The sequence below is a fragment of the Streptomyces sp. NPDC107562 genome (genome assembly GCF_055657325.1).
In genome coordinates this window covers 1,274,071-1,291,912 of sequence record NZ_JBVKBE010000001.1, presented here as the reverse complement: position 1 = coordinate 1,291,912, position 17,842 = coordinate 1,274,071, and the positions used below count along the sequence as shown (strand labels likewise).

14 protein-coding genes and 1 pseudogene are annotated in these 17,842 nt (G+C 71.0%); 10 read left to right on the top strand and 5 right to left on the bottom strand.

Features of this window, described 5'->3' with window-relative positions; all coding sequences use genetic code 11:
- Positions 1-487: 487 nt before the first annotated feature.
- The 5 genes and pseudogenes from ACZ7LV_RS05690 to ACZ7LV_RS05670 form a co-directional block, all read right to left on the bottom strand.
- Entirely contained in the window at positions 488-1,024 is a 537-nt protein-coding gene (locus ACZ7LV_RS05690; RefSeq protein WP_471935975.1) for a barstar family protein, read from the bottom strand.
- Between the two features lie 150 nt (positions 1,025-1,174).
- A pseudogene (locus ACZ7LV_RS05685) lies at positions 1,175-1,552 on the bottom strand (fic family toxin-antitoxin system, toxin component).
- Entirely contained in the window at positions 1,549-1,761 is a 213-nt protein-coding gene (locus ACZ7LV_RS05680; protein ID WP_471935973.1) for a hypothetical protein, read from the bottom strand. Before ACZ7LV_RS05680 ends, ACZ7LV_RS05685 begins: the two are co-directional and overlap by 4 nt.
- A gap of 190 nt (positions 1,762-1,951) precedes the next feature.
- Positions 1,952-2,497: a hypothetical protein gene (locus tag ACZ7LV_RS05675; RefSeq protein ID WP_471935971.1), complete on the bottom strand. Its 546-nt coding sequence runs from the start codon at positions 2,495-2,497 to the stop codon at positions 1,952-1,954.
- A gap of 14 nt (positions 2,498-2,511) precedes the next feature.
- Positions 2,512-3,933 carry a hypothetical protein gene (locus ACZ7LV_RS05670; protein WP_471935969.1) on the bottom strand — a complete coding sequence of 474 codons (1,422 nt, stop codon included), beginning with the start codon at positions 3,931-3,933 and terminating at the stop codon, positions 2,512-2,514.
- Between the two features lie 603 nt (positions 3,934-4,536).
- On the opposite strand from ACZ7LV_RS05670, the gene ACZ7LV_RS05665 reads away from it, so the two are divergent.
- The 10 genes from ACZ7LV_RS05665 (at position 4,537) to ACZ7LV_RS05620 (ending at position 17,538) form a co-directional block, all read left to right on the top strand.
- On the top strand, positions 4,537-4,989 hold the full coding sequence (locus ACZ7LV_RS05665) for a hypothetical protein (protein WP_471935967.1): 453 nt from the start codon (positions 4,537-4,539) through the stop codon (positions 4,987-4,989).
- Positions 4,990-5,424: 435 nt separating this feature from the next.
- A complete protein-coding gene (locus tag ACZ7LV_RS05660) occupies positions 5,425-6,357 on the top strand; it encodes a conjugal transfer protein (RefSeq protein WP_471935965.1) in 933 nt (310 codons plus the stop codon).
- The gene (locus tag ACZ7LV_RS05655) at positions 6,354-6,698 is read left to right on the top strand and encodes a hypothetical protein (protein WP_471935963.1); all 345 of its coding nucleotides are present in this window, start codon (positions 6,354-6,356) and stop codon (positions 6,696-6,698) included. The genes ACZ7LV_RS05660 and ACZ7LV_RS05655 overlap by 4 nt, the downstream gene beginning before the upstream one ends.
- Complete coding sequence (locus tag ACZ7LV_RS05650) at positions 6,695-7,258, top strand: hypothetical protein (RefSeq protein WP_471935961.1); 564 nt, start codon at positions 6,695-6,697, stop codon at positions 7,256-7,258. The genes ACZ7LV_RS05655 and ACZ7LV_RS05650 overlap by 4 nt, the downstream gene beginning before the upstream one ends.
- Positions 7,255-9,948, top strand: coding sequence for an ATP-binding protein (locus tag ACZ7LV_RS05645; RefSeq protein WP_471935959.1), 2,694 nt, complete (start codon positions 7,255-7,257; stop codon positions 9,946-9,948). Before ACZ7LV_RS05650 ends, ACZ7LV_RS05645 begins: the two co-directional genes overlap by 4 nt.
- Complete coding sequence (locus tag ACZ7LV_RS05640; protein ID WP_471935957.1) at positions 9,948-10,328, top strand: hypothetical protein; 381 nt, start codon at positions 9,948-9,950, stop codon at positions 10,326-10,328. The genes ACZ7LV_RS05645 and ACZ7LV_RS05640 overlap by 1 nt, the downstream gene beginning before the upstream one ends.
- A 1-nt stretch (position 10,329) precedes the next feature.
- On the top strand, positions 10,330-13,119 hold the full coding sequence (locus tag ACZ7LV_RS05635; RefSeq protein WP_471935955.1) for a hypothetical protein: 2,790 nt from the start codon (positions 10,330-10,332) through the stop codon (positions 13,117-13,119).
- Positions 13,116-14,267, top strand: coding sequence for a C40 family peptidase (locus ACZ7LV_RS05630; protein ID WP_471935953.1), 1,152 nt, complete (start codon positions 13,116-13,118; stop codon positions 14,265-14,267). Before ACZ7LV_RS05635 ends, ACZ7LV_RS05630 begins: the two co-directional genes overlap by 4 nt.
- A 278-nt stretch (positions 14,268-14,545) precedes the next feature.
- Positions 14,546-14,923: a hypothetical protein gene (locus ACZ7LV_RS05625; protein WP_471935951.1), complete on the top strand. Its 378-nt coding sequence runs from the start codon at positions 14,546-14,548 to the stop codon at positions 14,921-14,923.
- Positions 14,899-17,538, top strand: a complete 2,640-nt coding sequence (locus tag ACZ7LV_RS05620) for an ATP/GTP-binding protein (RefSeq protein ID WP_471935949.1) — start codon at positions 14,899-14,901, stop codon at positions 17,536-17,538. Before ACZ7LV_RS05625 ends, ACZ7LV_RS05620 begins: the two co-directional genes overlap by 25 nt.
- Positions 17,539-17,842 lie beyond the last annotated feature (304 nt).

Sequence of the window (17,842 nt, the reverse complement as noted above, 5' to 3'; positions counted from 1 at the left end):
AACGGGCTGTGGTTCGCCGGGCGTCGTCCGCATTCAGGTCCCCTACCTGTGCGTGACACGGCACGTGTGTACGTCTTCGACCTCAACCGTACGACAGGGGAAGGCCTACCCGACGGCGATGGCGTGCGGGACCGCCTGGAAGAAGCCGGCTGAGGATCCTCGACCCGGCCCGAGCAGTCACGGGCGCAGCCCACCGCCGAGCCCCGAAGATCCCTACGGGACTGTCCATATCAACAATGGTCATTCCGCGCTCTTCTCACGCTTCGGCAAGATCATCACCGACAGGGTGACGGTTCATGGGATGACAACGCGACAAACTGATCCCCACCCGTCGGTCGGTCTCCAGAGAGCCCGGATGCCCGCGAGCAACTCGATGATCGCGCCACTCCGCAACGTAGGAATCGTCGCCCGGGCCCTAATCCCCAGCTGAGGCTGTCAGCGAAGGCGTCGAGGTTACTGCCGAAGTATGATCGCTGCCCGGCGGGGATCAACCGGGGTGACGACTGGCGTCGAGCCACTCGGCGTCGTTCCACATGACGGGCATCGCGCCGACCGAATCGAATTCAATATCTGGGTCGTTGCTGTGGACCAGGGCCATGATGCGGTGTCCGAACAGCGCCGCACTGCGGGCGCGGCCAGCGAAGATGTCCAAAACCGCTTGGGCCGCGCGCGGTTCGGCGCGGGCGAAGTGGTCGTAGTCGGTGAAGACGATGACCAGGCCAGTCGCATCCCTTGTACTTCCGTAGGCGAAGGACTCGACGTCCCGGAGGCAGTCATTGAGTGCGTCGAGGTTGCGTCCGTAGTAGTCCGGGAAGTCCAGTGCCAAGGCCACGTCGCGGTGCATGTCCGCTTCCGCGGTCCACTGCCCTGCCTCCAGAACGACGACTTGGTAGTCGTGGTCGCGCAACCAGGCAGCGGCCTCCTCCAGCAGACTCCGGCGCCAGTACAGGGTGACGAAGGAATTAGCCATCAGGCCGAAGGCGAGGTCGTCGGACAGGTCAGCGTCAGGGTCGAAGGCAGCCACCGCTAGACCCTAACTGAGGGGCTTGTACGTAGTGCCTCCCCCCGTCGTTGTCATGCTGGGCTCAGACACCGCTTCTCGGCTGCCAGTTGGCTGGTGTGCCTGTCGCAGCGAGGCGCGCCGCAGTGTGGGAGGCCAGCCATCGGGGCTGGTTCAGATGGTGGTCGGCCAGGCCTCAACAGAGCGGCGGTCCTCCCGGCGGTGCAGGCCCGGTCCAAGAGCAGGTCCGCGCGCGTGAGGGCGTCACCGGGGTGGGCTCGACCGTGATTCCGGTGGCCTTGAGGTACATCACACCGGTGGCCGCGGCGACGGCAAGGCTGGAGCGCTCCAGCCAGCGGCACCGCCAGGGTGTGCACCAGGGCGGCGGCCTTGGTGTAGGGGCGTCGTGGACGGTCTGCTCGAACAGCTCGGCCCGGTGGGGGCCATCGCCGAGGCGGGGACGCCGTAGTCGTCGGGTGCCGGATCGTTGGCTCCGGCCGCTTCGGCAGCCTGCAGGAGGATCCAGAGCGCGTCGATGTTCGGATTCTTCAGGCTCCGCCCGTTCCGCGCGGTGGCTGCTGGGCGGCTGCTGCCTCGTCGAAGACGCTCTGGTGCTCTGGCAGGAAGTGGGCGGCTGCGTCGACTGCATGGGTGCGCAGGCCGCTGGCGTCCTCCTGGACCAGTCGGGCGAGGTAGTCGCCGATGCTCAGTCCCAGGTCGGCGGCGCGCTTCTTCGCAAGTTCCGCGACGTCTTCGTCCACGCGTGCACCCAGGTGTGTCTTCGCGATACCAGCCTGGCTAGGGATGTTGCCACTGGTGGGGCCTTTGAGCCAGGCAGGGCGGCGGCAGAGCCGCCGGAGGTCGGCCCACAGCGAGTACGAATCGTGCCAGGGCAGCATGCTGGTGGTCCTCCTCGGGGCAACGGTTGCGTGATGCGTGGTCTTGGTGTGCTCACGCGGGATAGTTCAGTGGGTCCAGGAGCCCGTTGCCAGGCCACAAGGGCCGCTTGGACACCAGGCCGGCCAGGTAGGTGTCCACCTCGGTGAGGACGGCGGCGCGCTCGGGCGGTCCGTAAGCAAGGGACTGGCCGGTCGCCGGATCGATGGCGTGCACGTGGCTGTGGGGGCCGGTGCACAGCAGGGCGCGCTCGATCGGGGGCAGGGTGAGGGAGAGGGCGTCGCAGCGGCCGTAGCGGACGAGGTGGAGCAGGCCGATGGTGACGCTCTCCCAGTCGCCGACCGCCGGCCAGTCGCTCCCGCCGTCCAGTTCGTGGGTGAGGGTGGCCAGCGGCACCACCTGGCCCGGCCGGCGGCCACGGGTGAGGAGGTCGTGGATGCGGGCGCCGTCGGGCTGGCGCACGCGGGGGTGGAGCAGTGAGGCGGCGGCAACGAGGGTGGTGTTGATCTCGCAGCTGTAGGGGCCGGGGTAGTACGGCTCATGGGCGAAGAGCAGATAGCAGTCCGGGGCGTGATCGGGGTGAGACCGGGTTTCGGTCATGGGCGGTTTCCCTCCTACTGTGTGGGTGGGGTGGAGGCGCAGGTGGTGCAGCGTCCGTCGCTGCCGGGACGGGCGCGCCGGGGCGTGGGTCCGGGGCAGGTACGGCACGGCGGCCAGTCGAGGCAGGCGGGGCACAGGTCCTGACCGGGGGCAGTTCCGGGGCGGCCGCAGCTGGCGCATTCGATGAGCGCGCGGTAGGCCAGGGCCTGGGCCGGGGTGCGCGCTGCGGGCACGGTCGAGGCCCGTGGGAGTGCCTGCGGCTCTGTTACCGGCAGGGCCGGCGGCGCGGGCGCGTGGTGGTGGCCGGCCACGGCCGCGGGCGGGGGGTAGGCCTGGGCGGCGCGTAGCCGGGCGGCGATGATCGCCCCTACTGAGGTGTGTACAGGGTGGGGCAGGGGCCGGGCGGCGATGACGTGGCGCAGTTGCTCGTGGCTCCATCCGGCTTGAAGCATCACGGTGACGACGCGGCCTTGATCCGTCAGGGCCTTCCCGGTCAGCAAAAGGTCGGGGCGGGCGGCGCCGAGGTTGAGGAGCAGCCGGATACCGGGGTGTACGTCGTCGGCTGCTGGCGTGTGCGGCGGGTGTCTGCGTCTGCTGCGCGCAGCGTTGTCGCTGCGGTCGTACGGACGGATGGGGTTGGTGTTCTGCTTGTTGGTCTTCTTCAGGCTGGTGTTCTTAGGGTGCGGATGAGCCAACGCTGGCTCAGCCAACGCTGGAAAACCGTACTGTGGTTGTGCGCTGGGGTTTTGAGTGGCGGGTAGGTCGGTGATGAGGTAGAGGGTTTGCGCGAGCGTGCCGCCCGGGTTCCGCTCACGGCTGCGTAGCAGAAATCCGTGCCGCTCCAGCTCCTTGAGCCCGGTGGTGATGGCGCTCTTGCCGTCCTGTCCGCGGCGGACGAGGTCGGTGACGGTGACGCGCCAGCCGTCGCGGTGGGTGGAGATGTAGCCGAAGATCCCCTTGGCTTTGAAAGTCAGCCGCGAATCGCGGAAGAGGCCGTTGGCGATCTGCGTGAACCGGTCCCCCGCCATCACGCCCCGCCGGATCCCCCCGGCGAAGGCGGATTCGTCGCCCGGGTTGGATAGCGTCCCACCGGACACGGCTCCCGGCAGTGCGGTGTCGAGGGTGGCGGGGTGGTCGGTGATGGCGTAGACGGCCTCGCCGAGCCGGCCGTTCGTGTGGCGCAGACGCTCGCGGACTAGGTAGCCGTGCTGCTCCAGTTCCCGCAGGCCGAGGCGGACCGCTGTTCGCCCGTCGGGCCCGACAGCGGCCAGAGCGTCCACGGTGATCTGCCAGCCGTCGCGGTGCGTGGAGATGCAGCCGAAGATCCCCTTCGCTTTGAAACTCAACCTCGCATCACGAAAGAGGCCGTTGGCGATCTGCGTGAACCGGTCGGCCGCCATCACGCCCCGCCGGATCCCCCCGGCGAAACCGCTCACGGCGCAGCCTCGGCCCGCATGTGTGCGCAGCCGCTTCCGCCGCCCGAGCCTGAGCATGCAGGCTCGACGGGGTGACCTCGGCAGCTGTTGGGTGAAGGGGCGTGTGAGCGGTCCATGCCGTCAGCTCACCCGGCTCCCCCGACCAAGCCGGCGGCCACAGCCGCCGACCACCGGTCACGATCGCGCAACATGCGCAGTGTGCTGTCGTGGTCAGGCTTGTGGTCGGGCCCACCACGCCCCCTGCACGGTGGGGATCCCGGTAGCAACCCTTGTCGTGCGCATCGACTCCGCGCAGCTGAACAAGGATGCGAAGCCGCAGCCCTGAGGGCTACAACGAGGGGATGACCGTCTTCCTCTGTTCCAAGTGCGGCGCCGCGATCACGCCGGAGCTGGCCGAGCTCGCCGTTATCCCCGATGTCAGCAACGACGAGTGCGACCGGGACAAGGAGACACGCCGGGCACCGTCCACCGTCCCGCGGGGCTGCTACGCGATAGATCCCGAGCCCTGGGGACCTCCCTACGTCGTGCAGGACGATCAGAAAAGCCAACCGGTGGCCCCGCAGTCGTGGTGTCCCTGGGCTGTTGGAAGAGTGGGAGTGACTGGTGAGTGAGCTGGCGCGGTTCCGAATGCATGACGGTGGTGGGGGGATCGTCGGTCTTGCTGAGCTGCTTTCCTTCGTCCCGGCAAACGACTGGGTGTGGAGCATCCTCGATTTCGACGGAATCGGGCCCGCTCCCGATGGTCTCGACCTTGAAGAGTTCAGGGCCACAGTGCATGCCTCTCCGGAGGGCTACACCATGTCGTGGGGGCAGTTGCAGAACTTCGCTGTCGGCGTTCGCCAGTGCTTCGATCTGCTCCTCGTGGCAGCTGAAGACCGCAGCCGGCTTTCACCGGAGAAATTTGCTGTGGATGACTTCGGAGAGTGCCTCGTGGTCCTTGCCGCGATAGACAGCGGCTCATGGGAGGTGACGGTCAAGGACCGTCTCGAGGTGGCCCTCGGTCTGGCCGCAAAGCTCCGAGCCCGGTATGCGGCTGGGGCGTCAGAGAGCGCGTAGTTCGTACACGAAGCGTTGCCGGGCACTGCGCAATCGTGGCTGCGCAGCCCAACGGCAGTCGTGCGCAGCCGGATCGCGTGAAGACGGCTGCGCACTGCGATGCGGTACAAGCGGTCTCCCGGCGCGAGCAGCTGTCTCGATGCGCAGGCCATCGCTGCGGCGATTGAGGTGGCGCTGCTGTGCGCACCGGCGCACGCGTGTGCGGCCGGCGGTGCTCGGCCGGTGCCGGCTCCCCTGGACTACGTGGTGTGGTGTGCACCGGCCGAGACGCCTGCGGGCCGTGGTGGGTGCTTCGGTGGGGCCGACCACAGCCCCCACCGTGCGTTTCGTATCTCCGTCGTGACCGTGGTCGGGTCTTCGTGGTCGGGGGTCTGGGCGGGGGCAGCGGGTTTTCTTCAGGTCAGCAGGCACGCGCACTGACCTGGAGGTTTGACCATGTCCCCTGCGACGACGGCTTCGGAGAGCGGTGCTGCCCCTCCGGTGGCCGCGGGCGTCCGGCTGGAGCGGATGAGGCGCCGTGTGTGTCTGTCGCGTCTGGCCCTGCTCGCGGCGATCGCGGCCGGCCCCATAGGACTCGGCGTCTCTGTGCTGTCCGGCCCGACCCCCGTGGCCGCCGCCCCGGCGAGCAAGCCGCCCACGGTGCGCACCACCACGGTGGCGGATCCGTCGGGCTATGCGCAGTTGTTCCTCGGTGCGTGGCTGCGCAGCAGCGCGGACGACGCCAAGAGTGCGCAGGCGCGGCGTGCGCAGTCGCTGGCCCCGGACGTCGATCTGCCCGGCCGGGTCGCGGGTGCGCAGGCGGAGCTGGAGTCGGTGACGGCGGTGCGCAGTGTGCAGCGCGGCGGGGGCCGTTGGTCGGTGACGGTGGCTGCGCAGTACGCCGACGGCCGGGTGCGCTACTTCGCCGTCCCCGTGACCGCAGCCCTGAGCGGCGACTCGTTCGCCGTGCGGGGCGTCCCCGCTGTGGTGGCCGGTCCCGCTCCTGTGGAGGGGGCGCAGTCGCCGTACGCGGTGACGGTGCCGGCTGACGGTGTTCTGGCCTCGTCGGTGGGGCAGTTCCTGGCCGCGTATCTGACCGGTGCCGGTGAGGTGGACCGCTACCTGACGCCTGGTGTGCAGTTGGCGCCTCTCTCCCCTGCCCCGTACACGGCGATCGACGTGCTGCAGGTTATGGCCGTGGAGGAAGCCGCTGCCGGTGAGCAGGTCCCGGCCGGCGGCACCACGGTGCGCATCCTTGCGCGGGTCGAGGCCCGCGACGACGTTGGCCGCTGGCCGCTGGCGTACGAGATCAAGCTCGAGGTCCAGGCAGGGCGGTGGGACATCGCCGCGCTGGAGACCGGCACCGGCCAGGGCGGGGGTGCCCGGTGAATACGGTGCACCACCTGATGCTGGCGGGGGAGCTGGACGACCTGGGCGATTCCTGGATCAGCATGTTCCAGGAGTGGGCGACCAAGGGGCTGCAGGCCGGTCTGGCTGTCCTCGTGGTCATCATCATGGTCCAGAAGGTCAGCCCGAAGGCGGCGATCGGCGCCCTCCTGCTGATGATCATCGCGTTGGGTTTGTACAACTCCCGCGACAGCCTCGCCGACATGTTCGAGGACGAGGTCAGCAACCCGGCCAAGTCAGCGCCCGCTCACCACGGCCACCTGGTGCAGCGTGCCACGACGCCTGCACGGCAGCACGGCACGGATGCGGGAGGCTGGCGGTGAGCGCGGCCGCGAGCGGGAGGGTGGGCCGTTTCTACACCTCTGCCCGCCGGCATCCGTGGGTGCTGGGCAGGGTCGCCGACTGGCGCATCCCGCTGGGCCCGTACACGCCGGTGCAGATCGTGGTCGCGGTCGGTGGCGGTTTCCTTCTGGTCAAGACGGTCGCGTGGTGGTCGTGGCTGGGCCCGGTCCCGGTCGCGGCGTGGGCCGTGGCGGTCTGGGTGGTACGCCGCCCGAAGATCAAGGGGCGTGCCCCGGTGCAGGCTGCGATGGGCTGGGCGCTGCTGGCCTGGCAGCCGGCGGGCGGACGGGTCGGCGGCCGCGCCGCCCGTGACCGGGTAGCGGGCGCGGTGCTGGGCGGGTTCACCATCGAGGACGCCCCCGCTCACCATCTGGCCGCGGCGCCGCCGCCGGCTCCGGTCCGTCGCGGGCACCGGTCCCGACTGTCTGCGGGCCGGTCAACGCCGTGCGCGCAGGCGATGCCGGTCGTGAGGGCGACGGGTCCGGTGTCGGGGGTTGAGCGGTTGCTCGCGCTCGCCGTGCGGGACGGGGGTGCGCGATGAGGGTTCCGGTCCGTCACATCGCCGGGCACCTGGTGTGGTCGACGCAGGGCAGCGTATGGGCGCTGTACCGGCTGCACCCCAGCCCGGACGCGGGCGCGGGCGGACAGGGTGAGGAGTCCGTCCAGGGCACCTATGTGCCGGCCGCGGTACGCGACGAACAGCTGGCCAAGATCACGCACCTGGTGCGTTCCCTGTCCGGGGCGCCGCGGCTGTTCGGGTGGTGTGCGCAGGTCGATGCGGGCGAGATCGCCCTGCGCATGATCGAGGGCATCGAACCGGGTGACCATGCGGCCGGTGACGGTGCGCATCCGTGGGTGGAGAACGTCGAAGCCACCCTGGACCTGCTGCAGGAGCAGGAGATGCACCGCCGCACGCTGTGGCTGGCAGTTCCCCTGCACAACGGTGGCGCGGGCGGGCAGTTGGCCGCCTCGCTGGGGGCGATGTGGGCGGATGTCGCTCCGGTGCTGGGCATGCGCCCGGCGCCCGTTTCCCGGCGCGAGGTGAACTCGTGCCGGGAAGAGGCTTCTCGGGTGGAGTCCGCGCTTGCGGGCGGCCTCTCCTTCCGGCCGGCGCGTCCTGCGGAGATCGTGTGGATGATCCAGCACGCCCTGCACCGCGGGATCGGTGAGCCGCTGCTCACGGAGGCCGAGACCAGCGACCTGTACGGCGGGCAGCTCCGCAACGGTGCGCTGCGCTCCCCCAGCTACGCCGATCTCGGGCAGGTGCGTCTTCAGGAGGGCGGCATCGACCCGGTTCTCGATGATGTCGCTGAACTGAAGGCTGCGGACGAAATCAGGCGGTCGGGCCGCACCGCGTGGTGGCGGATGACCACGGGCTCGCCGCTGCGCAGGCGGTGGCTGCAGGTGGAGTCCGACGCCGGTGCCGGCTACCAGGCACACCTTGTCCTGGCCGAATGCCCGTCGGCGGTCAGCGGGGATGCCGCGGATCTGTTCGCCCAGCTGGAGACGCTCGACTTCCCCGTCGACTACACGATCGACCTGACGCTCGTGCCCGCGGAGAAGGCGCGCGAGCAGGTGCGGCGCAAGAAGAACGAACTCGTCGACCAGGCCGACCAGTACGATGCCCGCCCCACCGGCATGCCCGCCTCCCTGACGGATGCCGCCCGTGACCTCGGCGAGCTCGACGCCCGGCTCTCGCGGACCTCGGTCGAGGTCGAGGTGCAGTCGGTGACGGTCCTGACGGTGTGGGGGCCGACCGCAGCGGTCTGTGATGCCAGGGCGCGGGCATTGGCCGCGCTCCTGGGCGGGGCGGACTACCGGGCGGTGCGCCCGGCAGGCCTGCAGGAGGCCCTGTTCACCCTGGGCGTGCCCGGCACCGTGCGGCCCGGCGTGCTGCGGGAGTTCACGCAGCACCAGGTGTCCGAGGACTGGGCATTGGGCGGGGCCTTCACGACCGCGGAGGTTGGCGATCCCGGCGGAATGGTTCTCGGGATCGACCTGGACTGCGGCACCACCCGTCCCGTCACCATCAATGTGGCTGATGCCCCCAAGCAGGACGCCTCCGCGTCCATGGGCATCGTCGGCGACCTCGGCTCAGGCAAAAGCGTCCTGCAGAAGCTGGTCGCGGAAGCGGTGTGGGCGCGCGGCGGGGTCGCGATCTGTATCGACCGCACACCGGTGCGCGAATGGGCCGGCTTCGCCCGCACCGCGGCGAGGGGCCGCTGCCAGATCATCGACGCCGCGCAGGCGGAAGTGTCGATCGACCCGCTGCGCATGTTCGAAGGCCCAGAAGGCCGCCATTACGCCCTGTCCTACCTCACGCTCCAGCTCGGGATCGGCCCGATGAGTACCAGCGGCGAAGTCCTGCACCATGCCGTGGAGACGGCCGCCTCCTGCGAGCGGCCCTCCATGCAGCGTGTGACCGAGGTCCTCGACGACATGGCTGCGCAGGAGGCGGGCAAGCGGCAGGACGCGGCCGCCACCCTCGCGGGCCTCATCCGCGTCGTCGCCACCAACCCCCTTGCCGCGATGGTGTTCGACCCGGACCTGCCGCCGGTGCGGCTGGAGGCTTCCGGCGCCTGCGACATGATCGTGATCACGACGGCCGGGCTGAAGCTGCCGCCGAAGGCGGCGTTCGACAACCCGGAAGTCCTGCACCAGCAGCCCCTGGAAGCACTGATCGGGCGTGCGGTGCTCTACCTGGTCGCGGCGATCGCCCGGCAGAGGGCGTTCGAGGACCCGGAACGGTTCACCGCGGTGGTCCTGGACGAGCTGTACTGGCTGACGTCTTCCGCGGAGGGCACCGCGCTGGTCCACGAGATCCTCCACGACGGCCGCAAGCACGGCGCCGGCCTCGTCGCCGGTTCCCACGACGCGGAAGAACTCGGACCCGACCGCGGCCTGATGGCCTACCGGGCGCTCGCCCGCACCACCGACCGCGAACGCGCCCGCCGGGGACTTGAGTTCCTCGGACTGGACGCGAACGACGACGCGTTGCTGCGGCTGGTGACGACCGGTCTGTCACCGGTGGGACAGCGTGGCCGCGAGGGCGAGTTCCTGCTGGCCTGCCCGCGGCAGAACACCGGCCGGATCAAGGTCGTCATTCCCCGCATTCCTCGGATCGCTTCCTCCATCACCACCACACCCGGACGCACCCACACCGCCCACCAGTTCGCGCCCGACGACAGTGCCGGCGTCGCCGATGACGGCCACCCGAAGGAACACACCTGATGCGCACTCTGTATTCCAGTCGTTCACGGCGTGCTGCCGCCACGGGGCGCGTGCTCACGGTGATCGTGGTGGCGGCCGGTGTGCTGGTTCTCGGGCTCGGGGCGCACCGGCCCGAGGCCCGGTGGTCGCGCACCGGGCAGGCCTTCGCCGCGGGCACAGCCGAGCAGCCGGGCGATCGTTGCGAACTGATCGTGGGGCCGGCCAAGGCCTACTGCGAACGAGGCCACGGCGCCACCCCTCGCCCGTCCCCCGCCCGCGACAGCGGCAGCGGCAGCGGCAGCGCTGGAAGGTGGCAGCTCATTGCCGTGGCGGCCGCGGCGGGCGCGCTCGTGTTCTGGCGGCCCGGCAGCAGTTCTGCCCGCGAAGGGCGGCGGCGCTGACATGACCTGTTTGCGCCCAGATCGCAGCACCTGTCGCTCCGCTGGGTTCGTCCTGCTGCTCACCGGCGTGTTCGTCATGGTCAACGCCCAGGTCGTCTATGCGGCCGGTGGGAGCACGGAGACCGGGGACCTGCTCGCCCCGTTGAACATCACCTCCTCCGAGGGCGTGCCCATCAACGGCTACGAGGTGAGCACCCAGGGCGGGTCCGTCTTCGCGTTCGAGGCGCAGGCCCTCACCCTCGCACTGTCGGGTCTGTTCACGCTGATCCGGATCCTGGTCGGGCTGGCGGGCTGGGCGATCGAGGTCGCGTTCCGGTTCCCGCTGCTGAAGATCCTCAGCGCGCCGGCCGGGAAGGTCGCCGAGGTCTACGACACCCTCGTCGTCGACACGCTCGGCCTGAAAGGACTGCTGCTGGCCTGGGCGTTCTTCTTCGCCGGTTTCATGATCGTGCGTGGGCGGGTCGGACGCGGTCTGGGGGAAATCGTCCTGACTCTGGTCATCGGTGCGTTCGCTGCTTCCGCGTTCGTGCGGCCCGACTACCTGCTCGCCGCGGACGGGCCGCTGGGCCAGGCCCAGCAGGTAGGTGCCGAGGTCGCCCAGCAGAGCGTCAACTCCTACGACTGGGGCGGCAAACTCGCCAGTGCCGGCCCCTGTGACGGCCTGGCGGGCATGGCGGAGATCAGGTGCCTGGAGCGGGAGGAGCAGGGCCCGGCCACCGCTGCAGAAGTGGCCCGGCCTCTGCAGGACTCGGTCACCAACGCGCTGATCGTCAAGCCGTACATGCTGCTGCAGTACGGGCGCATCCTCGACCCGGCCAAGCCCTCCGACGTCAAGGCTTATGCAGCGCACCTGAGATGGGTCACCGGCGGCTACCACCGCGACGCTTCCGGCGACGGCAAGAACAACTGCAGTCTGCTCTCGGGTGCCACCCGGGAGCTGTGTGAGAGCGATACCGGGGGCGGAGACGAGGACGACCCCTGCAAGTGGATCGTCGGTCCGGCGAAGCCGTACTGCGAGCGCAACCACCAGGGCGACCACGGTTCGACACTGCTCACTCCGGCCGATGAACTCCTCAACGCCTCCGTCTCCCAAGAGGACCGCGCATTCTTCGCTTTTCTGAACGACCTCAACAGGTCGGGGCCGGTCGGCAAAGCGTGCGCGTCCTATGCCCTGGAGCCGACCTGGTGGCGCGTCGGTGGAGCCGCCCTGCTGCTGGTGGGCGCGCTGTTCATCTGCGGCATGCTCCTGTCCGCCACCATCGTCCTGCTCGGCACCCAGGGCGTGTGCGCCGGGGCAGCGGCTCTGGGAGGCGTGGCGTTCGTCGCGGGCATGCTGCCCGGCCCGGCACGCCAAAGCGTGTGGAAATGGCTGTCGGTGTGGGCCATCTCGATGCTCGCCATGATCGGGATCTGCGCCTACATCCCGTTCTTCGGGATCGCTGTGGACGCCGTCATCACCGACGGACCGGACCTGATGGTCGAACGGATTCTGCTGATCGACGTGCTGGCCATCGCCGGCACGGCCGGACACCGACGGCTCCTGGGCGGCATCACCTCCTTCGGGCGGCGCATGGCCATGCGGATGCGCTACGCCAAGGTCGGCGGCACCCACATGCCCGGCGACACGTCCGAGCTCGGTGCCGCGCTCGCAATGCACTCCCCGACCGCACTCGGCGGCAATGGCGGGGGCTTGCGGGCCTTCACCGGCGGCGGCCGGTTCGGGCTGCTCGGTACCCGCCACCGGCTGATGGGTGCACTGTCGTCACTGGCCGACAGCGCGGGCATGCCGGTCGACACCGGACGGATCCTCACCGACGCCACCCTCGAAGCCGGTCGCGGGCTGGCCCCGCTCACCGCCGCGGCCGCCGTCGGCGGCATGGGCGTGCGGCTCGGCGCGCAGGGCGGTCACTGGCTGCTGCTCGGCCGCCGCCCGGACAAGGACCAGCTCGCCAGGTGGCAAAAGGCGACCGCCGACGGTGCCCCCCACACCGGCGGCACCCATGCCGGCGGCCCGCCCGACGGCGGCGGCAGCGTGGCAGGTGCACCACGGCCGCGTCGGCCCGGGGGCCCGCCCGACAGGTACCGCAACGACGAAGGTCTGGTCGTCGACCGGCGCTCCGGCGAAATCCTCCACGACCAGAACACCGACCGCACCCTGCTGTCCACCCGCGCCCACAACCGGCTGGTCCGCTACCGCGGCTACCGCATCGCACACCGCGGGGGCCGGACCGTGTACGGGGCGACGGCCGGTCTGCCGGCAGGCGTGCGCAGGGTCCGGGCCGGAGAGTCGCGCTACGTGCAGGACGTCCGCCAGCAGGTACGGGTCTGGGGCAACACCGTCCGTGAGGACGGCCGGGCCTGGGCCGACACGGGCCGTCATGTCTCCCGTGTCCTGCGGGAGGAGACGGACGACAGCGGCGGAAGCGGCCCCTTCGCCAGCCGTCGTCTGCCAGCTCGCCCAACACCGTCGTCGACGCCTTCCTCCGGTGCGCCGGGCCGTACGCGGCCGGCCTCCCCGGCCGCCGGCGCGCCCGCATCTGGCACCGCGCCCGCAGCCGGCACCTCACCGACGTCCCAGGCGCGGCCGGCAGGCGGTGGGCTCCGGCGTCCGGCCGGCTGGGCACCGGACAGGTCACGGCCGGTCCTGCCCGGAGGGCGCGGCGCTCGCCGCGCCACACGTGACGAGGCCCGGGCCCGGTTCCAGGAACTGCTGCGCAGGACCGCGCCCGACGCGCAGCGGCTGCGCCAGGAGAGGGCCGGGCGGCAGACGCAGGACGGTGAGGACGCATGAGGCCGGCCCGGCGCCGCATCGCGCGGTGGGTGTGTGTGGTGGTGCTGTTGCTGTTCGCGGCCGTGTGCTGTGCCGCACCGGTCGGCAACGCGATCAGCGCCTACGTCGCGCTGCAGGCGGGCGCCCAGGACGACGGCGGGATCGCCGGGGGCGGCAGCGTCGCGGACATCCCGCCAAGGATGCTGACCGCGTACCACAACGCCGTCCAGCACGTCGGAAAGCATGTGCCGAAGTGCCAGGGCATGCGCTGGCCGGTCCTCGCCGGGATCGCCAAGGCCGAGTCCAACCACGCCGTGGGCAGGAACATCTCCGCAGGCGGCGACATCCGCCCGAAAATCTACGGGGTGCTCCTCAACGGCTCCGGCCAGGGCGGCAACACCACTGTCTTTCCCGACACCGACAACGGCCGCTGGGACGGCACCGCCGGCGCGGAGCGTGCGGTCGGCCCCTTCCAGTTCCTTCCCTCCACCTGGGAAGGCGTCGGGAAGGACGCAGGCGGCGACAAGAGGGCTGACCCGCACAACGCCGACGACGCCGCCCTCGGCGCGGCGATCTACCTGTGCGGCAACGGCCGGGACCTCTCGAAGCGCACTCAGCTCGAGGCCGCGGTCTTCCAGTACAACCGCTCCCGGGAGTACGTCGCCAACGTGCTGGGCTGGGTCGACCAGTACACCGCGGCCGCCAAGGACCCGGACCTGAAGAACGTGAAGGGAAAGGTCCGCACCGTCATCGAAGCGGCGCTCTCCCAGCGTGGTGTCCCCTACTCGTGGGGCGGCGGCAACGCGAGCGGCAAGTCGACCGGCATCTGCTGCTCCCCCAGCGGAAAGAGCGGTACAACCATCGAGGGCTTTGACTGCTCCGGGCTGACCCAGTACGCGTACGCGAAAGCCGGCATCAGACTGCCGCGCGTCGCAGCCGCCCAGGCCGCTGCCGGCACGCGGATCCCAGCCGGCCTCGGCACCGGCGCGCTCAAGGCCGGTGACCTCGTCTTCTACGCCACCGCTCCCGGACGCGACTCCACGATCTACCACGTCGGGATCTATCTGGGCGGCGGGAAGATGGTCAACGCTCCCCGCCCCGGGACCGTGGTGCGCCTGGACGCCGTCAACACGATGTCAGGCTTCGCGGGCGGAGCGCGGCTGCTGTGACCACCACCCCCCGCGCACCGCGCCTGCTGCTGCTCAGCACCGTCGTATGCGCCGTCGCCGGCGCGGTCCTGCTGGGCTTGCCGCACAGCAAGGACCCACCGGTCCCGCCGTCGGACCCACCGGTCCCGCCGTCGACGGCGCACGCAACCACGCAACCCACACCGGCGGCGGCTGCGCCTGACGCCCGCATGCCAGCCGCCCGCACAGCTCCCCCCAAGGCACCCGCCGCGTCAGCCCCGCAAGCCGTCGCGTCCGCTCTGCCGCCGCACGGCGAGGGCGTGGCCACCGACCCGGTATTGCAGCGGAACCTGGAGTCCGCCTGGCCCGCCGACCTTCCCTCCCGCGATGAGCGGCAGCTACTGGCCGCCGCCCGCGCTCTGCTGCGCGCGGACGCCACCGGAGCCGGCCGGGCGACTTGGCCGGAGGTCTTCCCCGATGCAGGCCGCGCGGTGGCGCCGGCGTTCGCCACCGCCCGCTTCCGTGTCCAGGCCGCGATCGCCCGCCGCGACGGCAGCCAGGAGCGGGCGGTGGTCCATCTGGTGTGGGCCGGCATCGACCGCGGCGGCACCTACACCGACGGCCGCATCACCGACTGGCATTTCACCCGCACAATCGAGAAGGGATTGGTGACGTGGATTCCGCAGCCCCGTACCTGACCGGCCGGGCAGCCCTGTGGGCGTCGGACCCGGTGACCGGCGTGTTCCACGGCGTCCTCGGCACTGCCGGATGGCTGGTCACCTACTGGTATGCGGTCGCTGCGGCCGCCACCGTCTGCTGGGCGGCGGGCGAGGCGCTGGTGCGTCGCCTGGCACGGAAGGCCTCGGCGGAGCGGATGGCGCTGGAGCTCGTACCGGCCCGGCATTTCGACCCGGGACTGGAGGAGATCTTCCGCCGCGGGGTCCAGCTCGCCCGTGCCTCGACGAGCATGCCGTGGTGGGCGCCGCGCCGCGCGAAGGCCGTGCAGATCCGGCTGCGCGCCGACGGCTCCAGCGCGCTGCGCTACCGGATCGAAGGACCTGCGGGTGGCGAACGCCTGCTGTCGATCACCCCGTTCGGGCCGGCCGTGACCGTCCAGCGGGCCCGGCCCCTCACCGACAAGCCGCGTCAGCATGTGGTGCGGGCGGAGTTCCTGCTGCGCGGCAAGCCCACGGCCCCGCTGCGTGAGGTGCCACTGGACCCCGATCCGCTGCAGCCCCTGGTCGACGCCGTCTGCGATCTACGGGCCGAGCTGGGAGACCTGGCGGAAATCCGGCTCGCCATCCAGCGGGCCCCCAAGTGGGCGCTGCGGGCCCGCCGCGTGCAGCTGATGTCGCAGGCACGCCGCAGGGAGCAGCGCGAGGCGCAGGCGGCCGGCCGGTTGATGCGGCAAGGATCCGGTCTGGACGACTCGTTCGCCTGGCACCTGCAGCAGCTCCTGAGCGCAAAGCACGGCCACGCTGGGGGCGGGGGTGGGCGCAGTCTGGTCATGCCGGCCCTGCCCCGCCGCGTGGACCCTGCGCAGGCGCTGGGCAAACTCGCCGACGACGACCACCTGGTCCGGGTGCAGCTGCTGGTGATGTGCGCATCCCACATCGAAGGCCGCGCTGAGGCCCGTCTCGCCCAGATCCAGGCGGCGTTGGATGTTTTCGGCGGGGGTTCACGGTGGGCGATGCGCGGGATGCTGGTGGGGCCGTGGCGGTTCGGTGCCGACCGGTGGCCCAGCCGGCGCGGCTTCGAGCGGCGCTGGAAACTGGGGCACTGCCAGCCGCCCCGGCCGAACTGGGTGCGCCTTGACGAGCTGACCGGTCTGCTCAAGCCGCCCACCGTGCACTGCCGCCTGCCGTTGCTGGCCGGTGACCTGCCGACGTTCACCTTCGGCGATCCCGAACTGCTGCTGCAGGGCATCTACCGCGCCCCCGACGGCCGTCGGCGCCTCGTTGCCAGCTACGCCCGCGAGACCCTGTTCGAGGTGGGGGTGGGAAAGGCGGGCGGCGGCAAAACGGAGCGCGCCCTGGCCCAGGCGATCGGATGGGCCCACGCCGGAGGCGGGCTGATGTTCCTCGACCCGCACCGCGACTCCTGGCCCCGCGCCCTGCCCTTCCTCGCCCACCCCGCCCTGGCGAAGCGGATCGCCTTGGTCGATCTCAACGTCACCGGCACCGCGTCCGCCTCGCAGCTGAGTTCGTGGAATCCGCTCGGCATGCACCAGGGCCAAGTGGCGCACGAGGTCGTCGAAGCCACCGCCGACGCCTTTGCCTCCGCGCTCGGCTGGGACGACGCGGGCGCCCCCCGCGCGCTGACCATCCTCACCGCCGCGCTGGCGGTGCTGGTGGCCGTCAACGAAGCCGCCTGCCAGGCCGGGCACCCCCAACACCAGGCCACCGTCTTCCATGTCCGGGCGCTGCTGAGCGAGAGCGGCTTTCGGGCCGCCGCTCTCGCCGGCGTGCAGGGGCGCCTGGACGCCGAGACCCGCTCCTGGTGGCAGAACGTGTTCCCTACCCTGCCCGTCGACGCGTTCGCCGTGGTCCTCAACCCGATCGCCCGCCTCGCTGCCAACCCCGTCACCCGCGCCTTCCTCGGACAGCCCGCCGGCACCTACAACATCCGCGCCGCCATGGACACGAAAATGATCGTGTGGGTGTGCCCGGGCGGCAACGGGCCCACCGACCGGCTCCTCACCGCGCTCCTCGCCCGCGACCTCCTGCGCGCGGTGCGCTCCCGGCGCGACATCCCCGAAGCCCAGCGGGTGCCGTTCCGCTCCTACTTCGACGAACTCATCACTTTGACCGGCGCGGCCCCGGAGACCATCGCCGCCATGTTCGAAGACTTCCGCAAATACAAAGTCCACGTCCACGGCATGACCCAGCTCCTGGCCCGTCTGCCCGGCCCCGTGCGGCTGTCCCTGGTCCAGAACGCCTCCACACTGGCAACCACCACCGGCTCCCACTCGGCCGTCGCTGCGGTCACCGCGGAGTGGGGCGATCAGCCCGGCCCCGATGTCATCGCGGCCCTGGACCGGTTCGAGCACTACATGTCACTGACCGTCGACGGCCGCCGGATCGGCCCTGTCCGCCTCACCGGCCCCCACCTCGACGACGTCTTCGCCCGCTACTACCGGCCGCGCGGTGCGGCAGCGCTGGAACGCTCCGCCAGAGCCATGGCCGGCGCTGAGCCTGTGGATCTGCTCACCACCCGCGCCACCGACCAGTTCGGCCACGTGAGCGCCTTCCTCACCCAGCTCGTCAAGAGCAGTTCACCCCCTGCATCCCCCCAGCAGGAGGGATACCAATGACCGCCATCGCGCCCGGCACCTCGCCCCCCGTGTCCGGTCCATCCGCTCCCCCATCAGGTCCCGGCCCGTGCCGGGGCAGCACCCGATGGCCACCACCGGCGCCACTTGACGGCCTGATCCGGGTTCGGGCCCGTCCGGGCAGACCACCTGGGCACCACAAGCAAACCCTCCCGGGGGTGGGGACATCATGTGCCCGTCACAGCCGGAGCCCGCCTGCACCTGCGGCCGGCCGGGGCCGGCGCCGTCTCGCTTCGCGCCCCTCCCCCGTGCGCGCCTCAGCGGCACCACAACTCCCCCCAACCCC

Coding starts and splice junctions, on each gene's coding strand:
- ACZ7LV_RS05675 (WP_471935971.1), bottom strand. CDS start 2,497: ATGACCGAAACCCGGTCTCACCCCGATCACGCCCCGGACTGCTATCTG.
- ACZ7LV_RS05660 (WP_471935965.1), top strand. CDS start 5,425: ATGTCCCCTGCGACGACGGCTTCGGAGAGCGGTGCTGCCCCTCCGGTG.
- ACZ7LV_RS05645 (WP_471935959.1), top strand. CDS start 7,255: ATGAGGGTTCCGGTCCGTCACATCGCCGGGCACCTGGTGTGGTCGACG.
- ACZ7LV_RS05640 (WP_471935957.1), top strand. CDS start 9,948: ATGCGCACTCTGTATTCCAGTCGTTCACGGCGTGCTGCCGCCACGGGG.
- ACZ7LV_RS05635 (WP_471935955.1), top strand. CDS start 10,330: ATGACCTGTTTGCGCCCAGATCGCAGCACCTGTCGCTCCGCTGGGTTC.
- ACZ7LV_RS05630 (WP_471935953.1), top strand. CDS start 13,116: ATGAGGCCGGCCCGGCGCCGCATCGCGCGGTGGGTGTGTGTGGTGGTG.